General features: G+C 73.9%; 19 protein-coding genes. All 19 read left to right on the top strand.

The window, feature by feature from the left end; all coding sequences use genetic code 11:
* Positions 1 to 21: 21 nt before the first annotated feature.
* The 19 genes from AB0B20_RS09660 to AB0B20_RS09570 all read left to right on the top strand — a co-directional run bounded on the left by AB0B20_RS09660 (position 22) and on the right by AB0B20_RS09570 (position 19,065).
* Positions 22 to 1,584, top strand: a complete 1,563-nt coding sequence (locus tag AB0B20_RS09660; protein ID WP_357380777.1) for a UDP-N-acetylmuramoyl-L-alanyl-D-glutamate--2,6-diaminopimelate ligase — start codon at positions 22 to 24, stop codon at positions 1,582 to 1,584.
* Complete coding sequence (gene murF, locus AB0B20_RS09655) at positions 1,581 to 2,990, top strand: UDP-N-acetylmuramoyl-tripeptide--D-alanyl-D-alanine ligase (RefSeq protein ID WP_357380779.1); 1,410 nt, start codon at positions 1,581 to 1,583, stop codon at positions 2,988 to 2,990. Before AB0B20_RS09660 ends, murF begins: the two co-directional genes overlap by 4 nt.
* On the top strand, positions 2,987 to 4,114 hold the full coding sequence (gene mraY, locus AB0B20_RS09650) for a phospho-N-acetylmuramoyl-pentapeptide-transferase (protein ID WP_357380781.1): 1,128 nt from the start codon (positions 2,987 to 2,989) through the stop codon (positions 4,112 to 4,114). The genes murF and mraY overlap by 4 nt, the downstream gene beginning before the upstream one ends.
* 163 nt (positions 4,115 to 4,277) lie before the next feature.
* Positions 4,278 to 5,720 (top strand): putative peptidoglycan glycosyltransferase FtsW, encoded by a 1,443-nt coding sequence (locus AB0B20_RS09645; RefSeq protein ID WP_357381166.1) that lies wholly within the window; start codon positions 4,278 to 4,280, stop codon positions 5,718 to 5,720.
* On the top strand, positions 5,720 to 6,826 hold the full coding sequence (gene murG, locus AB0B20_RS09640) for an undecaprenyldiphospho-muramoylpentapeptide beta-N-acetylglucosaminyltransferase (RefSeq protein WP_354870154.1): 1,107 nt from the start codon (positions 5,720 to 5,722) through the stop codon (positions 6,824 to 6,826). Before AB0B20_RS09645 ends, murG begins: the two co-directional genes overlap by 1 nt.
* A 31-nt stretch (positions 6,827 to 6,857) precedes the next feature.
* The gene (gene murC, locus AB0B20_RS09635) at positions 6,858 to 8,339 is read left to right on the top strand and encodes a UDP-N-acetylmuramate--L-alanine ligase (protein WP_357380784.1); all 1,482 of its coding nucleotides are present in this window, start codon (positions 6,858 to 6,860) and stop codon (positions 8,337 to 8,339) included.
* A complete protein-coding gene (locus AB0B20_RS09630; protein WP_357380786.1) occupies positions 8,336 to 9,154 on the top strand; it encodes an FtsQ-type POTRA domain-containing protein in 819 nt (272 codons plus the stop codon). The genes murC and AB0B20_RS09630 overlap by 4 nt, the downstream gene beginning before the upstream one ends.
* Before the next feature lie 247 nt (positions 9,155 to 9,401).
* Positions 9,402 to 10,517 carry a cell division protein FtsZ gene (ftsZ, locus tag AB0B20_RS09625; protein WP_357380788.1) on the top strand — a complete coding sequence of 372 codons (1,116 nt, stop codon included), beginning with the start codon at positions 9,402 to 9,404 and terminating at the stop codon, positions 10,515 to 10,517.
* A gap of 9 nt (positions 10,518 to 10,526) precedes the next feature.
* The gene (locus AB0B20_RS09620) at positions 10,527 to 11,273 is read left to right on the top strand and encodes a YggS family pyridoxal phosphate-dependent enzyme (RefSeq protein ID WP_357469554.1); all 747 of its coding nucleotides are present in this window, start codon (positions 10,527 to 10,529) and stop codon (positions 11,271 to 11,273) included.
* Between the two features lie 193 nt (positions 11,274 to 11,466).
* On the top strand, positions 11,467 to 12,168 hold the full coding sequence (sepF, locus tag AB0B20_RS09615) for a cell division protein SepF (protein ID WP_357469552.1): 702 nt from the start codon (positions 11,467 to 11,469) through the stop codon (positions 12,166 to 12,168).
* Between the two features lie 25 nt (positions 12,169 to 12,193).
* Positions 12,194 to 12,499: a YggT family protein gene (locus AB0B20_RS09610; protein WP_357380794.1), complete on the top strand. Its 306-nt coding sequence runs from the start codon at positions 12,194 to 12,196 to the stop codon at positions 12,497 to 12,499.
* Between the two features lie 41 nt (positions 12,500 to 12,540).
* Positions 12,541 to 13,341, top strand: coding sequence for a DivIVA domain-containing protein (locus AB0B20_RS09605; RefSeq protein WP_357380797.1), 801 nt, complete (start codon positions 12,541 to 12,543; stop codon positions 13,339 to 13,341).
* 72 nt (positions 13,342 to 13,413) lie between these two features.
* Positions 13,414 to 14,100 carry a hypothetical protein gene (locus AB0B20_RS09600; RefSeq protein WP_357469548.1) on the top strand — a complete coding sequence of 229 codons (687 nt, stop codon included), beginning with the start codon at positions 13,414 to 13,416 and terminating at the stop codon, positions 14,098 to 14,100.
* A gap of 2 nt (positions 14,101 to 14,102) precedes the next feature.
* Complete coding sequence (locus AB0B20_RS09595; RefSeq protein ID WP_357380801.1) at positions 14,103 to 14,411, top strand: DUF167 domain-containing protein; 309 nt, start codon at positions 14,103 to 14,105, stop codon at positions 14,409 to 14,411.
* 22 nt (positions 14,412 to 14,433) lie between these two features.
* On the top strand, positions 14,434 to 15,939 hold the full coding sequence (locus AB0B20_RS09590; RefSeq protein ID WP_357380803.1) for a potassium/proton antiporter: 1,506 nt from the start codon (positions 14,434 to 14,436) through the stop codon (positions 15,937 to 15,939).
* A 224-nt stretch (positions 15,940 to 16,163) separates the two neighbouring features.
* Positions 16,164 to 16,583: a TraR/DksA C4-type zinc finger protein gene (locus AB0B20_RS09585; protein WP_091268039.1), complete on the top strand. Its 420-nt coding sequence runs from the start codon at positions 16,164 to 16,166 to the stop codon at positions 16,581 to 16,583.
* Between the two features lie 67 nt (positions 16,584 to 16,650).
* Complete coding sequence (gene lspA, locus AB0B20_RS09580; RefSeq protein WP_357380805.1) at positions 16,651 to 17,277, top strand: signal peptidase II; 627 nt, start codon at positions 16,651 to 16,653, stop codon at positions 17,275 to 17,277.
* The gene (locus AB0B20_RS09575; protein WP_357380808.1) at positions 17,274 to 18,218 is read left to right on the top strand and encodes an RluA family pseudouridine synthase; all 945 of its coding nucleotides are present in this window, start codon (positions 17,274 to 17,276) and stop codon (positions 18,216 to 18,218) included. Before lspA ends, AB0B20_RS09575 begins: the two co-directional genes overlap by 4 nt.
* A gap of 1 nt (position 18,219) precedes the next feature.
* A complete protein-coding gene (locus AB0B20_RS09570; RefSeq protein WP_357380810.1) occupies positions 18,220 to 19,065 on the top strand; it encodes a hypothetical protein in 846 nt (281 codons plus the stop codon).
* Positions 19,066 to 19,158 lie beyond the last annotated feature (93 nt).

Raw genomic sequence — 19,158 nt, 5'->3', positions numbered from 1 at the left:
CGACGAACCACCGGGGCGGCTGTGCGGTCGGAACCGGACGACCGGGTAGGGTCTGACGCCGTGCCCGGCAATCCACGTCCCACAACCGTGCGTCCCGTACGGCTCGGCGACCTCGCCGCCCGCGTGGCGGCGACAGCGCCGGAGGAGGCCGCCGAGCCGGCCGTCACCGGCGTGACCCACGCCAGCCAGGAGGTACGCCCCGGCGACCTGTACGCCGCCCTGCCCGGCGCCCGGCGCCACGGCGCGGAGTTCGCCGCCGCCGCCGCGCGGGCGGGCGCGGTGGCCCTGCTGACCGACCCGGCCGGCGCGGAGCTGGCCGCCGGGAGCGGCCTGCCCGTGCTCGTCGTCGACGACCCGCGCGACGCGCTCGGCGAGGTGGCCTCGACCATCTACGGCGACCCGACCGCCGGCCTGACCGTGATCGGGGTGACCGGCACCGCCGGCAAGACCTCCACCAGCTACCTGGTCGAGTCCGGGTTGCGCGCCGCCGGGCACGTCACCGGGCTGATCGGCACCGTGGAGACCCGCCTCGGCGACCTGGTGATCGACAGCGTCCGGACCACTCCGGAGGCCACCGACCTGCACGCCATGCTCGCGGTTGCCCGCGAGCACGGGGTGGACACCGTGGTCATGGAGGTGTCCAGCCACGCCCTCGCCATGGGCCGGGTCGGCGGTGTCCGGTTCGACGTCGGCGGCTACACCAACTTCGGCTCCGACCACCTGGACTTCCACGCCGACGAGGCGGACTACTTCGCGGCCAAGGCCAAGCTGTTCGACGGCCGCTGCCGGGTCGAGGTGCTCAACCACGACGACCCGGCGCTGCGCCCGCTGTACAGGCCGGGCACCGTCACCTACTCGGCGGCCGGCGACCCGGACGCGACCTGGTGGGCCGACGGCGTCGACGGCGAGGGGTACGCGCAGCGCTTCGCGCTGCACGGGCCGGACGGCCTGACGCTGCCCACCGGCGTCGCGCTGCCCGGCCGGCACAACGTCGCGAACGCGCTGCTGGCCGTCGCGCTGCTGGTCGCCGCCGGGGTGGACCCGCGGACCGCGGCGCGCGGCGTGGCCGCCTGCGGTGGCGTACCCGGGCGGCTGGAACTGGTCAGCGGCGACGCCCCGGTGCGCGGGGTGGTCGACTACGCGCACAAGGCAAACGCGATCGAGGCGGTGCTGACCGCGCTGCGTGGCCTGACCACCGGCCGGCTGATCTGCGTGCTCGGCGCCGGCGGCGACCGGGACCGGGGCAAGCGGCCGGTGATGGGCGGTGTGGCCGCGCGCGGCGCCGACGTGGTGCTGGTGACCGACGACAACCCGCGGACCGAGGACCCGGCCGCGATCCGGGCCGAGGTGCTGGCCGGCGCGTACGCCGCCGCGACCCCGGCCCGCGTCATCGAGGTGCCCGGACGGCGGGCGGCGATCGAGGAGGCGGTCCGGGTGGCCGAACCGGGTGACGTGGTGGCGGTGCTGGGCAAGGGCCAGGAACGCGGCCAGGAGATCGGCGGCGAGGTGCTGCCGTTCGACGACCGGGTGGAGCTGGCGGCGGCGCTGCGCGCCCGCTTCGGTGACCTGGTGGGTCAGCGGTGATCCCGCTGACGCTGGCCGAGGTGGCCGCAGCTGTCGACGGCCGGCTGGCCGGCGCCGACCCGGACGCCCGGATCACCGGCACCGTCGAGTTCGACTCCCGCAAGGTGGGCCCGGGCGGGCTGTTCGTCGCCTTCCCCGGCGAGCGGGTGGACGGCCACGACTACGCGGCCGGCGCGGTGGACGCCGGCGCGGTGGCGGTGCTCGGCACCCGTGAGGTGCCGGGCGTGCCGATGGTGCTCGTCGGCGACACGCTCGACGCGATGGGCCGGCTGGCCCGTACGGTGGTCGACCGGCTGCCCGCGCTCACCGTGATCGGGCTGACCGGCTCGTCCGGCAAGACCACCACCAAGGACCTGATCGCCCAGATCGCGGTCCGGCTCGGCCCGACGGTGGCGCCGCCCGGCTCGTTCAACAACGAGCTGGGACACCCGTACACCGCGTTGCAGGCCACTGCGGAGACCCGCTACCTGGTGATGGAGAAGGGCGCCCGCGGGGTCGGGCACGTCCGCTACCTGTGCGACGTGGTGCCGCCGCGGATCTCGGTGGTGCTCAACGTCGGCGTGGCGCACCTCGGCGAGTTCGGCTCGGTGGAGGCCATCGCGCTCGCCAAGGGGGAACTGGTCGAGGCGCTCCCGTCCGACGGGCTGGCCGTGCTCAACGCCGACGACCCGCGGGTCGACGCGATGGCGGCGCGGACCCGGGCCCGGGTGGTCCGCTACGGCGAGTCGGAGCGCGCCGACGTGCGCGCCGTGGACGTGACGCTGGACGGCCGGGGACGGCCGTCGTACATCCTCGTCACCCCGGAGGGCAGCGCGCCGGTGCGGCTCGGGCTGACCGGCCGGCACCAGGTCTCCAACTCGCTCGCCGCCGCGGCGGTCGGCCGGGAGCTGGGCCTGCCGCTGCCCGAGCTGGCGGCGGCGCTGAACGAGCTGGGCCTGGTCTCCACCCGGCGGATGGACGTCTTCGAGCGCCCCGACGGCGTGACGGTGATCGACGACTCGTACAACGCCAACCCCGCCTCCACCGGCGTGGCGCTGCGGGCGTTGGCCAGCATGCGCGGCGAGGGGCGTACGGTCGCGGTGCTCGGCTACATGGCCGAGCTGGGCGACTTCGAACTTCAGGGGCATCAGCAGGTCGGCCGGCTCGCGGCCGACCTGGGCGTGGACCGGCTGCTCGTGGTGGGCGAGCCGGCGGCGCCGATCCACGAGGGCGCGACAGCGGTAGGTAACTGGGGAGGAGAGTCGGTGCTGCTCACCGATCAGGCGGCGGCCGTCGAGGTGCTGCGGAGCGAGCTGCGTCCGGGAGACGTGGTGCTGGTTAAGGGCTCCCGGTACCGGACCTGGGAGGTGGCCGACGCGCTGCGCGCGGACGCCCGGGAGACGGCCACGGAGGGCGGCGCGGCATGAGGGCGGTCATCGTCGCCGTCGGCGTCGCGTTCCTGATCTCGCTGTTCGGCACCCCGATCGCGATCAAGGTGTTCGCCCGGCTCAAGGCCGGCCAGCCGATCCGGTCGAACCTCGGGCTCGCCAGCAACGAGGGCAAGAAGGGCACGCCGACGATGGGCGGCGTGGTCTTCATCCTGGCCACCGTCATCGCGTACGTGGCCGGGCACCTGGCTCTGACCACGCTGCCGGACGCGCAGATCGCCCAGGTCGAGCCGACCATCACGGCGCTGGTGCTGCTGGGGCTGATGGTGTTCTCCGGCGCGGTCGGCTTCATCGACGACTTCCTCAAGGTGCGCAAGCGGCACAGCGGTGGCCTCAACAAGCGGGGCAAGCTGGCCGGGCAGATCCTGGTCGGCGCGGTCTTCGGCGCGGTGGCGGTCTACTTCCCGTCCAGCATGACCGACGCCGGCGGCAACGCGACGAACACCGAGACGGTGGGCAGCACCACGCTGAGCTTCATCCGGGACATCCCGGCGCTGGAGATCGGCAAGATCGGCGCGGTGATCGTGATCATCATGGTGGTGATGGCGGCCACGAACGGCGTGAACCTCACCGACGGCCTGGACGGCCTGGCCACCGGCGCCTCGGTGATGGTGCTCGCGGCGTACGCGCTCATCGCGTTCTGGCAGTACCGGCACTGGTGCGCCGACCCGAACTACACCGAGGCGTACTGCTACACAGTGCGCGATCCGCTGGAGATCGCGCTGATCGCGGGCGCGGCGGCCGGTGCCTGCGTGGGCTTCCTGTGGTGGAACACGTCCCCGGCGCGGATCTTCATGGGCGACACCGGCGCGCTCGGGCTGGGCGGCCTGATCGCCGGCATGGCGATGTCCACCCGGACCATCCTGCTGCTGCCGATCCTGGGCGGCCTGTTCGTCATCGTCACGATGTCCGTGGTCATCCAGATCATCTCCTTCCGTACCACCGGCAAGCGCGTGTTCCGGATGTCGCCGTTGCAGCACCACTTCGAGCTGGCCGGCTGGAGCGAGGTCAACATCGTGGTCCGGTTCTGGATCATCGCGGGCATCGGCGTGGCCATCGCACTGGGGCTGTTCTACAGCGAGTTCCTCGCCGCGGTCAGCTGACGCCGGGGGTGTGCGGATCCGACACGCCGACCGGGCCGTTGCGCCACGGGCGGGCGGGTGGAGCGGCCATGATGGGCCTGTGGGGGAGGGACGAGACATCCAGGTGACCAGCGACCCGCCGGCCCGCCGTGCCCCGGCGGCCACGCCACCGGCCGACCCGCCCGTGGCGCGCTGGGATCCGGCCGGTGGCCTGGCCGCGCTGCGTGGTCTGCTGGCCCGGCCGCTGGCCTCGTACTACCTGCTGCTGTCCAGCGCCGGCCTGCTGCTGCTGATCGGCCTCACCATGGTCTTCTCCGCCACCAGCGTGAAGGACTTCGCCGAGGGCGGCGACGCGTCCGCGTCGCTGACCAAGCAGGCCGTGTTCGCGGTGATCGGCATCGGCGCGTTCTGGGCCTGTCAGCGGCTGCCCGCGCGCACGTTCCGGGCGGTGAGCCGCCCGGCGGTCGGCGTGGCGGTGGCGCTGCTGCTCACCCTCAACCTGCTCGTCGCGTTGAACTCGCTGTTCGGGGTGACGTCGATCGGGCCGTTGAAGGCCGAACTCCTCTCGCTCTCCCTGGGCCCGATCTCGCTGCAACCGGTCGAGGTGGCGAAGTTCGCGCTGGTGCTGTGGGCGGCGCACGTGCTGGCCCGCAAGGGTGCCGCGCTGGGCTGGTGGAAGGAACTGGCGACGCCGCTGTTCCCGGTGGTGGGCCTGCTGTTCGTCCTGGTCGGCTTCAACGACCTGGGCAGCATGCTCTGCCTGCTGGCGCTCGTGGTCGGGCTGCTCTGGGCGGCCGGCGTGCGGGGCCGGGTCTTCGCCGCGCTCTCCGCGATCGGTCTGGCCGGCATCGGCCTGCTGGTGGCCGCCGCCTCGCTCGGCGCCGGCTCCGGCTCCCGGGACGCCGACAACTACCGGCTCGGCCGTCTCACCATGTGGCTCGACCCGCCGGATCCGAAGACCTGCTTCGAGCAGCAGTTGGACTACTGCTACCAGCTCGTGCAGGCCCGCTACGCGATCGGCAACGGCGGCTGGTTCGGCGTCGGCCTGGGCCAGAGCTCGCTGAAGTGGAACTACCTGCCCGAGGCGCACAACGACTTCATCTTCGCCATCGTCGCGGAGGAGCTGGGCGTGGTCGGCTGCACAGTGGTCCTGACGCTGTTCGCCGTGCTCGCGTACACCGGGATGCGGATCGCCCGCCGGGTCGAGGACCCGTTCCGCCGGCTCGCCGCCGCCGGTGTGACCGCCTGGCTGGTCGGCCAGGCCGTCATCAACATCGGTGGCGTCACCGGCCTGCTGCCGCTGACCGGCGTACCGCTGCCGTTCATCTCCGACGGCGGCAGCGCCCTGGTGGTGACGCTCGCCGCGATCGGCATGCTCGCCTCGTTCGCCCGCGCCGAGCCGGACGCGGCGCGAGCGCTGCACGCCCGTCCGCCCGCCCGATGGGTCCGGCTAGTGTGGGCCCCGTTGCCGCCGCTTCCCGGCCGGCGCCGCCGACCGGCGCCGCCTCCGGCCGACCGAGGGTCCGTGCCCCGGTCCCGGCAGCGGCGGCAGGACGACCAGGCCGCGCCCCGCGGCGCCCGGTCCGACCGGGCGCGCGCCGGCGCGGCGAGCGAGAGGAGACGCTGATGGGTCCGCTGCGTTCGGTGGTGCTCTGCGGAGGGGGTACGGGCGGGCACATCTACCCGCTGCTCGCCTTCGCCGACTGCCTGCGCCGACACGACCCGAGCGTCCGGATCACCTGCCTGGGCACACCGAAGGGGCTGGAGAACGAGCTGATCCCGCCGGCCGGTTACGACCTGCGGCAGATCCCGGCCTACCAGCTTCCCCGGTCGGTCAACATGAGTCTGGTGCGCACCCCGGACCGGATGTGGAAGGCGGCGCGCGCGGCAGGCAAGGTGATCGACGAGGTCCAGGCCGACGCCGTGGTCGGCTTCGGCGGGTACGTCTCGGTGCCCGGTTACCTGGCCGCGTGGCGGCGGGAACTGCCCATCGTCATCCACGAGGTGAACGTGCCGCCGGGCGTGGCGAACCGGCTCGGGATGAAGTTCACCAAGAACGTCGCGGTGGGCTTCCCGCACCAGCCGGCCCAGGCCGAGGCGCTGCGCGACGCCCGCGTGGTGGGTGTGCCGCTGCGCCGGGGCATCGCCGGGCTGGACCGGGCGGCGCTGCGCGACGCCGCCCGCGCCCACTTCGGACTCCGTCCCGACCTGCCGGTGCTGTTCGTCGCCGGTGGCTCGCAGGGCGCCCGCTCGATCAACCTGGCTGTCTCCGGCGCGGCCAAGGAACTGGCCCGCAACGGCGTGCAGGTGCTGCACGTCATCGGCGCCCGCAACGAGCCGGTCTCGGTGCCCACCGACCTGCCGGTGCCGTACGTCACGCTGCCGTACCTGTCCGAGATGGAGCTGGGCTACGCCGCCGCCGACCTGATGCTGGCCCGGGGCGGCGCGATGACCTGCGCCGAGGTGGCCGCGATCGGCCTCCCCGCCGTCTACGTGCCCTACCCGCACAGCAACCAGGAGCAGAAGCGCAACGCGCTGCCGGTGGTGGAGGCCGGCGGCGGGCTGCTGGTCGACGACGCCGAGATGACCCCGGCGTGGCTGGAGCGGACGGTGATCCCGCTGATCCGGGATCCGCAGCGGCTGCACGCGATGGGCGCCGCCGCGGCCGGGTACGGCCGCCGGGACGGCGACGTGGCGCTGCTGAACTTCGTCTACGAGGCGGTCGCCCGCTGATGTGGGACACCGCGACGGGAAGGTACGTCTCATGAACACCGCGCAGTTCACGCCCGCCGGCACCATGACGGCGGAGGACCTGGGCCGGATCCACCTGATCGGGGTGGGCGGCGTCGGGATGGCCGGGCTGGCCCGGCTCTTCCTCACCCGGGGTCTGCCGGTCTCCGGCAGCGAGCTGCGGGAGTGGCCGTCGCTGGCCGGCCTGCGGGCGCTGGGCGGCACCATCCACTCCAGCCACGAGGCGTCCAACCTCGACGGGGTGGACACGGTGGTCTACTCCTCCGCCATCCCGCAGGACCACCTGGAGATGGTCGAGGCGCGTCGCCGGGGCCTGCGGGTGCTGCACCGCTCCGAGGCGCTCGCCGCCGCGATGACCGGCCGCCGCACTGTGGCGGTGGCCGGCACCCACGGCAAGACGTCCACCACGTCGATGGTCACCATGGTGCTCCAGCAGGCCGGCACCGACCCGTCGTTCGTGATCGGCGGCGAGATCTCCGAGGTGGGTTCCGGCGCGCACCACGGCACCGGCGAGCACTTCGTGGTCGAGGCGGACGAGAGCGACCGTTCCTTCCTCATCTACCGCCCGTTCGTGTCGATCATCACGAACATCGAGGCGGATCACCTCAACACCTACGGCGACCTGGCCACCCTGGAGGCGGCGTTCGCGGAGTTCGCCCGGCTCACCGACCCGGCCGGCTTCGTGATCACCTGCGCCGACGACGCGGGCGGGCGCCGGCTGGCCGAGACGCTGCGGGCCGAGGGCCGCCGGGTCTGGACGTACGGCGAGTCCGCCGACGCGGACCTGCGGATGAGCGAGGTCGTCTCGTCCGCGCACGGGGTGCGCTACCAGGCCGAGATCGAGGGCCGGCCGCTGGGCGAGATCCGGCTGCCGGTACCGGGCCGGCACATGGCGCTCAACAGCGCCGGCGCGGTGCTCACCGCGTACCTGCTGGAACTGCCGGTGGCCGCGGCGGAGGCCGCGCTCGGCGCGTTCCCCGGCGTGCGGCGCCGCTTCGAGCGCAAGGGCGTGGCCGACGGCGTGCTCGTCTACGACGAGTACGCCTACCACCCGACCTCGATGACGCTGGCGTTGCAGACGCTGCGCGAGGTGGCCGGCGACGGCCGGCTGATCGTGGTGTTCCAGCCGTACCGGCTCTACCGCACCCGCGACAACCAGGCGGAGATCGCCGCCGCGCTCGGCATCGCCGACGAGGCGGTGCTGCTTGAGGTCTTCGGTCCCGGTGAGACGCGCCGCCCCGGTGAGGGCTCGGCCGCGCTGATCGAGGTGGTGCCGTTGCCGGCCGAGCGGAAGGTGTTCGTCGAGTCGTGGGACGACGTGCCGGGCGAGGTGGCCCGGCGGGCGCGCACCGGCGACGTGGTGGTGACCATGGGCGCGCCGCCGATCTCGCTGATGGGTGACCAGTTGCTCGACGCGCTGCTCGCCCGCTCCGGCGGGGGCGCGGGCCTCGGCGCCGGCGTCGACCCGGACGGCGCGGCGACCCCGGCCGGATGAGTCCCGGTCCGGCCCGTGGCCGTACCCCCGGACCGGACGGCGGCGGCGGGCGGCGCAGCCCGGCCCGGCGCTGGCAGCTGGTGCGGGCCAACGCGGACGCCGTGCCGCCGTCGACCCGCCGGTTCATGGCCCGGGCCCGGCAGCGGCGGATGCGGGCCGCGCTGCCCTGGGCGGTGGCCGCCGCGGTGCTTGCCGTCGCGGGCCTGGTCGCGTGGACGGTGCTGGGCACCGGGCTGTTCGGCGTGCGCGAGGTACGGGTGGTCGGCGCGCGGCTGGTCACCCCGGTGCAGATCCGCGACGCGGCGGCGGTGCCGGACGACGAACCGCTGGCCCGGGTGGACCTGGCCGCGACCGCGCGCCGGGTGGGCACGCTGCCGCCGGTGGAGAGCGCCACCGTGGAGCGGGACTGGCCGGGCACGCTGGTGATCCGGGTGCGGGAACGCACGCCGGTGGCGGCGGTGCCGCAGGGGGAGGGCTTCGTCGTCGTCGACGGCTCGGGCGTGGTCTTCCAGCGCCTGGACCGGGCGCCGGACGGGTTGCCGCAGATCCGGGTCGCCCGGCCGGGCCCCGACGACCCGGGCACGCGGGCCGGCCTGGCGGTGCTCGCCGCGCTGGGCGGGAAGCTGCGCGCGGAGCTGGTCGCGGTGGACGTGGCCGGGCTGGCGCGGATCACGCTGCTGCTGCGCGGCGAGCGTCAGGTCTTCTGGGGCGACGCCTCCCGGGGCGCGGACAAGTCCACAGTGGCTACCGCGTTGCTGAGCCGCAAGGCGGACCGGATCGACGTCAGCGCGCCGGACGTGGTCACGTTCGAGTGACCCGTGGCTCAACGAGCTGGGCTGTGTCCCCTGTCGCTCGGTCGGCGACACGCCGGAACAGGTCCTTGGCTCCTGGCGCGGCGGCGCATACGTTGCCCCGAAGAGATCAGTGGTTGACATAACTCTAAGCCTCTAGTAGAGGGTGAGGGTTCAGCCCGTCGGAGGCGACGAAGGACATGTTCGACCGCTGATCCGGCCAAGCCGTGTGGGGTCGGCCCATGCCAATCTCGAAGGGAAAGGACCGGAGATGACACCTCCGCACAACTACCTGGCGGTCATCAAGGTCGTCGGCATCGGGGGCGGCGGCGTCAACGCCGTCAACCGGATGATCGAGGTTGGGCTCAAGGGCGTCGAGTTCATCGCGATCAACACCGACGCGCAGGCGTTGCTGATGAGTGACGCCGACGTCAAGCTCGACGTGGGCCGGGAGCTGACCCGGGGACTGGGCGCGGGCGCCAACCCGGACGTCGGCAAGAACGCCGCGGAGGACCACCGCGACGAGATCGAGGAGGTCCTCAAGGGCGCGGACATGGTGTTCGTGACCTGCGGCGAGGGCGGTGGCACCGGCACCGGCGGCGCGCCGGTGGTGGCGAACATCGCCCGCAAGCTCGGCGCGCTCACCATCGGCGTGGTCACCCGGCCGTTCTCGTTCGAGGGCAAGCGCCGGCAGGTCCAGGCCGAGGCGGGCATCGAGGAGCTGCGCAACCAGTGCGACACGCTCATCGTGATCCCGAACGACCGGCTGCTCGCGCTCGGCGACCGCAACATCTCCATGATGGACGCGTTCCGCACCGCGGACCAGGTGCTCCTCTCCGGTGTCCAGGGCATCACCGACCTGATCACCACGCCGGGCCTGATCAACCTGGACTTCGCCGACGTCAAGAGCGTGATGAGCGGCGCCGGCAGCGCGCTGATGGGCATCGGCAGCGCCCGCGGCGAGAACCGCGCCGTGGAGGCGGCCGAGGCGGCCATCTCCAGCCCGCTGCTGGAGCAGAGCATGGACGGCGCGCGCGGCGTGCTGCTGTCCATCGCGGGCGGGTCGGACCTCGGCCTGTTCGAGATCAACGACGCGGCGCAGCTGGTCACCGACGCGGCCCACCCGGACGCGAACATCATCTTCGGCGCGGTCATCGACGACGCGCTCGGCGACGAGGTGCGGGTCACGGTGATCGCGGCCGGCTTCGACGGGGGCACGCCGGCGTACAAGGCGGTGGAGCCGCCGCGCAAGAGCAACCAGAACCCGCCGGCCCAGCCGAACGCGCCGGCGAGCCCGCCGGCCACCATGCCGGCGCCGCAGCAGCCGTCGCGCCGGGTGCTCTTCGACGACGTCGACGTGCCCGACTTCCTCAAGAACGGGTCCTGAGCCGCGCCGATGACGGAGTCACAGACGGCGGTGCGGCCCGAGCGGCGCGCCGAACTCGCGGCCGGACTGGCCCGGGTCCGGGCCCGCATCGCCGACGCCTGTGCGGCGGCCGGGCGGCAGCGCGACGAGGTCACACTGGTCGCGGTGACGAAGACGTACCCGGCGGCGGACGTGGTCGCGCTGGCCGGTCTGGGCGTGACCGACGTCGGGGAGAACCGCGACCAGGAGGCGGCGCCGAAGGCCGAGGCGGTGGCCGCGGCCGGGGCGTCGCCGCGCTGGCACTTCATCGGCCAGCTGCAGCGCAACAAGGCCCGTTCGGTGGTCCGGTACGCCGACGTGGTCCAGTCGGTGGACAGCGTCCGGCTGGCCGCCGCGCTGGACGCCGCGGCCGGCGCCCTCCGGGACCGGCCGCTGGACGTGCTCGTGCAGGTGAGCATCGACGGCGACGCGGCCCGGGGCGGGGCGCTGCCGGGCGCGGCCGACCCGCAGCGCGGGCTCGACCCGGTGGCCGCGGCGGTGGCCGGCGCCGACGGTCTGCGGCTGGCCGGCCTGATGGCGGTGGCGCCGCTGGGCTGGGAGCCGGACCGGGCGTTCGCCCGGCTGGCCGAGGTGGCGGCGGCCCTGCGGGCCGACCATCCCGGCGCCACGGCGCTGTCGGCGGGCATGAGCGGAGACCTGGAGAGCGCGATCGGGTACGGCGCGACACATGTCCGTGTCGGCAGCGCGTTGCTCGGAATGCGCCCTGCGCTGCGGTAGCCTCACCACGACGGAAGCAAATTACATCAGTGTTGTTCAGGACGGCGTTCCCGTAGCCGGGGGCCGTGACGGGCGGACCGCGAACCGCACGTCAGGGGATTGCCGATCCGGTCCGGTGGGCATGATCGTCCACTCGTGATCAAGCGACACGGCACGGGGGCGCGTGCCGCACGGCGGACGGAAGGGCGCGGGGATGGGTGCACTGCGCAAGGCGGGGGTCTGGCTCGGTCTCGTCGAGGAGGACGACGAGCGGGCGTACGAGGACGGTGGCTACGACAAGGGTGGCTACCGGGACTCGTCGCGCTACCGGTCGAGCCGGTACGCCGAGGAGTTCGCCGACGAGGACGACGACGAGGCCGAGGAGCCGCCGACCACGCGTAGCCGGCTCGGCGAGCGCGGCCGGCTGTCCGAGCGCGCCTCCAGTCGCTCGGCCGACACCGACCGGGGCGAGACCGAGCGCCCGGAGCGGGTCGATCGCTCCAGCGTACGGTCGATCACCCGGTCCTCCGCCGGGGACACGTCGGGTGCCCTGACCTACCACACCCGGGACAATCTCGCCCTCGCGCCGCAGGCCCAGCCGCGCGAGCGGGAGCGCGTGGCGCCGGAGGACGAGCAGCGCTACCAGATCACCACGCTGCACCCGACCACGTACCGCGAGGCGCGGACCATCGGCGAGCACTTCCGCGACGGCGTACCGGTGATCATCAACCTCACCGAGATGGACGAGGCGGACGCCCGCCGGCTCGTCGACTTCGCCGCCGGGCTCGCGTTCGGTCTGCGCGGTACGATCGAGCGCGTGACCAACCGGGTGTTCCTGCTCTCACCGGCCAACGTCCAGGTCACCGCTGAGGACAAGGCCAAGATCGCTGAGGGCGGCTTCTTCAGCCTGAGCTGACCATGACCGAGGGACGTCGCCTGCCGTGTTGTCGATCCTGTTCCAGGTGCTCTACCTGGTGCTGTACATCTTCCTAATTGTCCTTTTGGCGCGCTTCGTGCTGGGCGCGGTGCTGGCCTACGGTCGCCGCTGGCAGCCGGGCCGGGGAGCGTCGGCGGGACTGGAAGTCGTGTGGAGCGTCACTGATCCGCCCCTGCGAGCGTTGAGGCGTGTGATCCCGCCACTGCGAATTGGTACCGTGAGCATCGACCTGGCCTCCCTTGTGCTCCTGGTTATCCTGTTCGTGCTGATGGAGTTCGTGTTTAGGCGCCTGATCTTCGCGTTTGCCTGACCAGAGCGCTTTCGCGGCCGCAACTGACCCGAGGAGTTTCGATGCCGCTGACCCCGGCCGACGTTCACAACGTCGCCTTCAAAAAGCCGCCGATCGGCAAGCGGGGGTATGACGAGGAGGAGGTCGACGCCTTCCTGGACGAGGTCGAGCGCGAGCTGGCCCGTCTGATCGAGGAGAACAACGAGCTGCGCGCCCAGGTGGAGCGCGGCGGTCGGGGTGGCGCTCCCGCCGGCCCCGGCGGTGACGCCCGCCTCGCGGCGGAACTCAACGACGTCAAGGCCCAGCTCGACCGGGTGCAGCGGGACAAGGCGGCCGCCGAGCAGGCGGCCCGTGCGATGCAGGCCGAGCTGGAGCAGGTACGCGCGCAGGGTGGCCCGGCCGGCGTGACCGGCGACGGCGAGCAGCAGGCGCTGCGGGTGCTCATGATGGCCCAGCGCACCGCCGACGACCACGTCTCCGACGCCCGTCGCGAGGCCGACCAGCTGCTCTCCGAGGCCCGTTCCAAGGCCGAGGAGGTCACCCGGGAGGCGCGCGCCAAGGCCGACGCCCTGGAGCGGGACGCCCGCCAGCGGCACCAGGAGGCCATGGGCGGCCTGGACGCCAAGCGCACCGCGCTGCAGAAGCACATCGAGGAGCTCAAGCAGTTCGAGCGCGAGTACCGCACCCGCCTCAAGGCCTACCTGGAGAGCCAGCTGCGTGACCTCGACGGTCGCGGCCAGGGCCTCGAGGTGGAGATGAACCGCGAGGGCAACCGCGCCACCGGCAGCAACGGTCTCGCCGCGGCCGGCCTGGCCGGCTCCTACGGCGGTGGCCGCGCGGGCTCCCTCGAGTCCGGCCGCTGATCCCGCGTCGGTGGCCGTCCCAGTGACGGCCACCGACCGCCCAGACCGACACGACGCGGCCGGGGGTGAGCCGTGGTAGCCGCCAGCATCCTGCTCATCCTCGTCGCGGTCGTGCTGCTGATCGCCGGCCTCGCCGGCGGATCCAGCCTCCTTCTCATCGTCTCGATCGCGGCCAGCCTGCTGTCCGCCGTCGCCTTCGTCGCGTTCGCCCGCCAGGCCGCCGCGGCGCGGGCCACGGCCGGCCGGGAGACCGGGCCGCGGCTGCGGACCCCGCACACCGTTCCGTCCCCTGACGAACCGGTGAGCCCGGTACCGCACCAAACGTCCACGGTCGGCGCCGGCGGACCCGGGTGGCGGCAACCGCCCGGGTCGCCGGTGACCGAGCCGGACGACCCACCGCCGCCGGCCGCGTACTCGCCGCCGTTCGACGCCGGGCCGGACGAGGAACCCGCGCCCTACTCGCCGCCCGGCCCACGCGTCCCGGAGGCCCCGCGCCCCACCTCGCCGGCACCCGGCGAGGCGTTCGACGGCGACCCGCCGGCCGAGTTCCTCTCCTCCGGGGAGGTCGCCCGGCTGGTCCGGCTGCCCGCCGACGTCCTGGTGGTGGACGGGCACCCCCGCTTCCATCTGCCCGACTGCCCGCACCTGGTGGGCCGGGACGACGAGCCACTGCCGGTGGCCGAGGCGGTCGGTCTGGGCTTCACCCCGTGCGCGCACTGCGCCGCCGCCACCACCCTGCTCGCCGAGGCTCCGCGCTGACCATGACGACCGCTGACGACACGCTCACCGTCGCGGTGCGGGTGAAGCCCGGGGCGGCCCGCGCCCGGGTGGGCGGCCGGTTCGACGGCCCGTACGGGCCCGCGCTCGTCGTCGCGGTACACGCGCCGGCGGTGGACGGCCGCGCCACCGAGGCGGCCCGCCGGGCACTCGCCGACGCGCTCGGCGTCCGGCCGGCGACCGTGTCGCTGCGCTCCGGCGCGGCGAGCCGGGACAAGCTCTTCCTGGTGGAGCGCCCGCACGACGGGCTGCCGGAGGTGCTGCGCCGGCTGCGCGACGGCAGCACGGCGTGAGGTCCGGTCGGGCCGGCCGGCGATGACCCCGGGGCTCGACGTCGCGTTGCTCGTGGGCGCCGCCGTGCTGCTGGTCGCGGTGGGCGCGGTGCGGTTCTCCACCCGGCTCGGCGTACCGAGTCTCCTGGTCTACCTGGCACTGGGCGTGCTGCTCGGGGAGGCCGGTCTGGGCATCCGGTTCGACGACGTCGAGCTGACCCGGGTGCTCGGCTTCTGCGCGCTCATCGTGATCATCGCGGAGGGTGGTCTGACCGCGCGGTGGAGCACGTTACGGCCGGTGCTCGGCCTGGCCGCGGCGCTGTCCACTGTCGGTGTCGTGGTCAGCATCGTGGTCGTCGGCGTGGTGGTACACCTGCTGCTCGGCCTGGACTGGCGGCTGGCGCTGCTCTACGGCGCGGTGCTCTCCTCCACCGACGCGGCGGCCGTGTTCGCCACGCTGCGCCGGCTGCGCCTGCCGCCCCGGCTGGTGGCCGCGCTGGAGGCCGAGTCCGGGGTGAACGACGCCCCGGTCGTGCTGCTGGTGCTGCTGCTGTCCCGCGCCGGGGCCGAGGTGGCCCACCCCTGGTGGTACGAGGTGCTGCTGCTCGGCTACGAGCTGAGCGCCGGCGCGGCGGTCGGGGTCGGCGCCGGGCTGGCCGGCCGGTACGCGCTGCGCCGGGCGGCGCTGCCGTCGGCCGGCCTGTACCCGATCGCTGTGGTCGGTTTCACCGTGCTGGCGTACGCGGCCGGGTCGGTGCTGCACGCCTCGGGTTTCCTCGCCGTCTACGTCGCGGGCGTGCTGCTCGGCAACTCCAGGCTGCCGCACCGGCAGGCCATCCTCGGCTTCGCCGACGGGCTGGCCTGGCTGGCCCAGATCGGCCTGTTCGTGCTGCTCGGCCTGCTGGTGTCGCCGAGCCGGCTGGATGCGGCGGTGCTGCCGGCCGTGATCACCGGGCTGGCGCTGCTGCTGCTCGCCCGGCCGTTGTCGGTGGCGATCTCCGCGCTGCCGTTCCGGGTGAACCTGCGCGAGCAGCTCTTCCTGTCCTGGGCCGGGCTGCGCGGCGCGGTGCCGGTGGTGCTGGCGACCATCCCGTTGTCGTTGCACGTGCCGGGGGCGGGCCGCCTGTTCGACGCGGTCTTCGTCCTGGTGGTGATCTTCACGTTGCTCCAGGCGGGCACGCTGGCGCCGGCGGCCCGCCGGCTGGGCGTGACCGCGCCGGCCGAGGCGAGCGAGATCCTGCTGGAGACCGCCCCGCTGGAACGGATGCGAGCCGACCTGCTCCAGCTCGAGGTGCCCGCCGGGTCGCGGATGGCCGGGGTGCACGTGGACGAGCTGCGCCTGCCGGTCGGGGCCGCCGTCACCCTGGTGCTGCGCGACGGTGCCGGTTTCGTGCCCGGCCCGGACACCCGGCTCAAGATCGGGGACAGCCTGCTCATCGTCGCCACGGCGGGCGTGCGGGACGAGACCGAGCGGCGGCTGCGTGCGGTGAGCCGCCGGGGCCGGCTGGCGAGGTGGTTCGGGGAGTACGGCGAGGAACCGGCCCGCTGATCTGCTACGGTTCCTTTTGCCCCGATTGATGGCAGTCCGGGGCGGATACGTGGGACGACGGTGCGGCACGTTGTCGGACGCCTGTACGTTCCGTATTCTTGCCAACCTCCGGAGTGCACGGCGGTCCCGTTCGCCGTGCACCCTTCCGTACGCGGAGACGCCGACGAGGGCGTCCCCGCCCACGTACCGCTGACCGCCGCGCCATGCGGCTGAGGGAGCTGACGATGGCGAAGCCAGCCGACACCAGGACCGCCGGTCGCAAGCCGGTGGCGAAGGCCACCCGCAGCGCGGCGGAGACCGAGAAGATCCGGGCCGCCCTGGCGGCACGGCGGGACGAGCTCAACGCCGAGTACGATCAGACGCTGAGCGAGATCACCGAGCTGCAGCGCGACCGGCTGACCGACTCGGCCGGGGACGACCAGGCCGACACCGGGACCAAGACGTTCGAGCGCGAGCAGGAGATCTCACTCGCCAACAGCATCAAGGAGCGGATCACGCAGGTCGAGCGCGCGCTGGAGCGGCTCGACGAGGGTGGCTACGGCTGGTGCGAGCGGTGCGGCAACCCGATCCCGGTGGAGCGGCTCGCCGCGTTCCCGTCGGCCACCCTCTGCGTGAGCTGCAAGCAGCTGGAGGAGCGGCGCTGATCACCGCTCCCCGGCGGCCGAACGGCAGACGGTGACCGCCACCGTCGCGAGCGTCGATGGGGAGCAGATGACCGCAGCACCGCCCGCCGGGTCCGGCACCACCGAGACAGGCGCCGGCACGCCCCGCCGCAGGGCGGTCACGCTGCTGCTCGGCGTCTCCCTGTTCTCGCTCCTGGCGGACCTGGGCACCAAGCAGCTCGCGCTCAGCGAGCTGCCCGGCCGGGAGCCGGTGTCGGTGCTCGGCGGCGCCGTCTACTTCACGCTCACCCGCAACAGCGGCGCGGCCTGGAGCATCGGTTCCGACCACACCTGGGTCTTCCCGATCATCACGTTCGTGGTGATCGGGTGGATCGCCTGGATGACGCTGCGGCTGCGCTCGCTGCCGTGGGCGGTGTCGCTGGGCCTGGTGCTGGGCGGCGCGCTGGGCAACCTGATCGACCGGATCTTCCGCGCGCCGGGGCACTTCGTCGGCCACGTCGTCGACATGATCAGCCTGTTCGGGCCGTACGGCGAGTACTACCCGGTGTTCAACCTGGCCGACAGCTCGCTGGTGTGCGGCGTGGTGCTCGCGGTCTTCCTGGAGCTGACCGGCCGGCAGCGCGACGGCTCCCGGCTGCGTGACCAGAAGCGCGACGACAAGCGCGACGACAAGCGCGACGACGCCACCACGGCCGAGCAGCGGGAGAGCGCATGACCTCCGCCTTCGCCGCCGGCGGCGACACCCGCTCCCTGCCCGTGCCCGACGGCCTCGACGGCATGCGCCTGGACCAGGCCGTGTCCCGCCTGTTCGGGCTCTCCCGCACCGCCGCCGCCGGTCTGATCGACGCCGGCGACGCGCTCGTCGACGGCGTCGCCCGGCCCAACTCGCACAAGGTCAAGGCGGGCTCGTGGCTGGAGGTCACGCTGCCCGCGCCGCCCGCCCCGCCGACTGTGGTGCCGCAGGCGGTGCCCGGCCTGACCGTGGTGTACGCCGACGACGACATCGTGGTGGTGGACAAGCCGGTCGGGGTGGCGGCGCACCCGAGCCCGGGCTGGACCGGCCCCACCGTGATCGGCGGGCTGGCCGGCATCGGCCACCGGATCTCCACCAGCGGCGCCGCCGAGCGGCAGGGCGTGGTGCACCGGCTCGACGTGGGCACCACCGGGATCATGGTGGTGGCCAAGAGCGAGCGCGCGTACACCTCGCTGAAGCGGGCGTTCAAGTACCGCGAGGTGGAGAAGCGCTACCACGCCGTGGTGCAGGGCCACCCGGACCCGTCGAGCGGCACCATCGACGCGCCGATCGACAGGCACCCGCACCACGACTACCGCTGGGCGGTGGTCTCCGGCGGCAAGCCGAGCATCACCCACTACGACACGATCGAGGCGTTCCCGGCGGCCAGCCTGCTCGACGTGCGGCTGGAGACCGGGCGTACGCACCAGATCCGGGTGCACTTCTCCACGCTGCGGCACCCCTGCGTGGGCGACCTGACCTACGGCGCGGACCCGACGCTGTCGGCCCGGCTCGGGCTGTCCCGGCAGTGGCTGCACGCCCGCTCGCTGAGCTTCGCGCACCCGGGCACCGGCGACGCGGTGACGTTCGTCAGCGAGTACCCGGACGACCTGGCCCGGGCGCTGGAGATCCTGCGCGACTGACGTGAGCGACCATCCCGCGCCGCCGCGCCGGTCCCGGTCCGCCGCGCTGACCTGGCTCGCGCTGGCCTGCGCGCTCGTGGTGCTGGTGGTCGCCGTGGCGCAGCGGCGGGACCGTCCGGCGAGCGACCGCACGGTCGGCGAGGTCACGAGGGTGGGCGTGACCGGCGGCGCGAGCATCCCGGAGTACCTGCGCGCCGCCGGGGACGAACTGGCCCGCCTCGACGCGCCCGACGGCTACGCGCTCGTCTCGTTCGGCGACTATCTGACCCCGGCGCGGGCGGCCGCCGTGCTGGACGGCACGCGGGTCTCGGCGGTGGTGGCGCGGGTGCCGCTGCCCGGCCGGCAGACCGAGATCGTCCGGATCGCGGCGCTGCGCCTGCCGCGGGACGTGGTGGCCGGGATGGCCGGCGTCGCCGGGCGCAAGGACCGGGAGGCCGCCGACTACCGCTCCCGCGCCGCCGCCACCGCCGATCCGGAACTGCGCCGGGTGTACGACGGCGGCGCCGACGTCGCCGTCCGCGAGGCGGCGGCGTACCGGACGGGCTGCGCCTGCGTCTACGCCGCGGTGGTGAGTGCCGCGCCGGACGCCCTGCGGGCGCTCGCCGGCCGGCCCGGCGTCCGGGTGGTGGACCCGGCGCCGGAGGTGCGCCGCCTGGACCGGAGCGTGTTCACCCCGCCGCTGCCCGAGCAGCGTGACGTGGCCCGGCCACCGGCCGACACCTGGCACGCGGAGGCAGGCGGAATGGGCGATTCGTCGGAAGCCGCACGGACGGTGAGCGGACCTTCACCGACCGCCCCCGCGCCACCCGCCGGTTCCGGGGCACCCAATCCCGCTCCCACCTCCTGAGACGTCCAGGCACGCGGCGACCCGGCGGATCCCATCGTGCGGCGGGCCGACGGGCGATGTGCGGCGCGGGGAGTGGTCCGAATAGGGTTTCGT

Source organism: Micromonospora sp. NPDC049151 (assembly GCF_040648395.1).
Taxonomy (GTDB): Bacteria; Actinomycetota; Actinomycetes; order Mycobacteriales; family Micromonosporaceae; genus Micromonospora.
This window is presented reverse-complemented; position numbering and strand designations above follow the sequence as displayed.

What these genes read in the sequence shown, in the direction of transcription:
- mraY (WP_357380781.1), top strand. Translation starts at nt 2,987, where the DNA reads ATGAGGGCGGTCATCGTCGCCGTCGGCGTCGCGTTCCTGATCTCGCTG.
- murG (WP_354870154.1), top strand. Translation starts at nt 5,720, where the DNA reads ATGGGTCCGCTGCGTTCGGTGGTGCTCTGCGGAGGGGGTACGGGCGGG.
- murC (WP_357380784.1), top strand. Translation starts at nt 6,858, where the DNA reads ATGAACACCGCGCAGTTCACGCCCGCCGGCACCATGACGGCGGAGGAC.
- AB0B20_RS09630 (WP_357380786.1), top strand. Translation starts at nt 8,336, where the DNA reads ATGAGTCCCGGTCCGGCCCGTGGCCGTACCCCCGGACCGGACGGCGGC.
- ftsZ (WP_357380788.1), top strand. Translation starts at nt 9,402, where the DNA reads ATGACACCTCCGCACAACTACCTGGCGGTCATCAAGGTCGTCGGCATC.
- AB0B20_RS09620 (WP_357469554.1), top strand. Translation starts at nt 10,527, where the DNA reads ATGACGGAGTCACAGACGGCGGTGCGGCCCGAGCGGCGCGCCGAACTC.
- sepF (WP_357469552.1), top strand. Translation starts at nt 11,467, where the DNA reads ATGGGTGCACTGCGCAAGGCGGGGGTCTGGCTCGGTCTCGTCGAGGAG.
- AB0B20_RS09605 (WP_357380797.1), top strand. Translation starts at nt 12,541, where the DNA reads ATGCCGCTGACCCCGGCCGACGTTCACAACGTCGCCTTCAAAAAGCCG.
- AB0B20_RS09595 (WP_357380801.1), top strand. Translation starts at nt 14,103, where the DNA reads ATGACGACCGCTGACGACACGCTCACCGTCGCGGTGCGGGTGAAGCCC.
- AB0B20_RS09590 (WP_357380803.1), top strand. Translation starts at nt 14,434, where the DNA reads ATGACCCCGGGGCTCGACGTCGCGTTGCTCGTGGGCGCCGCCGTGCTG.
- AB0B20_RS09585 (WP_091268039.1), top strand. Translation starts at nt 16,164, where the DNA reads ATGGCGAAGCCAGCCGACACCAGGACCGCCGGTCGCAAGCCGGTGGCG.
- lspA (WP_357380805.1), top strand. Translation starts at nt 16,651, where the DNA reads ATGACCGCAGCACCGCCCGCCGGGTCCGGCACCACCGAGACAGGCGCC.
- AB0B20_RS09575 (WP_357380808.1), top strand. Translation starts at nt 17,274, where the DNA reads ATGACCTCCGCCTTCGCCGCCGGCGGCGACACCCGCTCCCTGCCCGTG.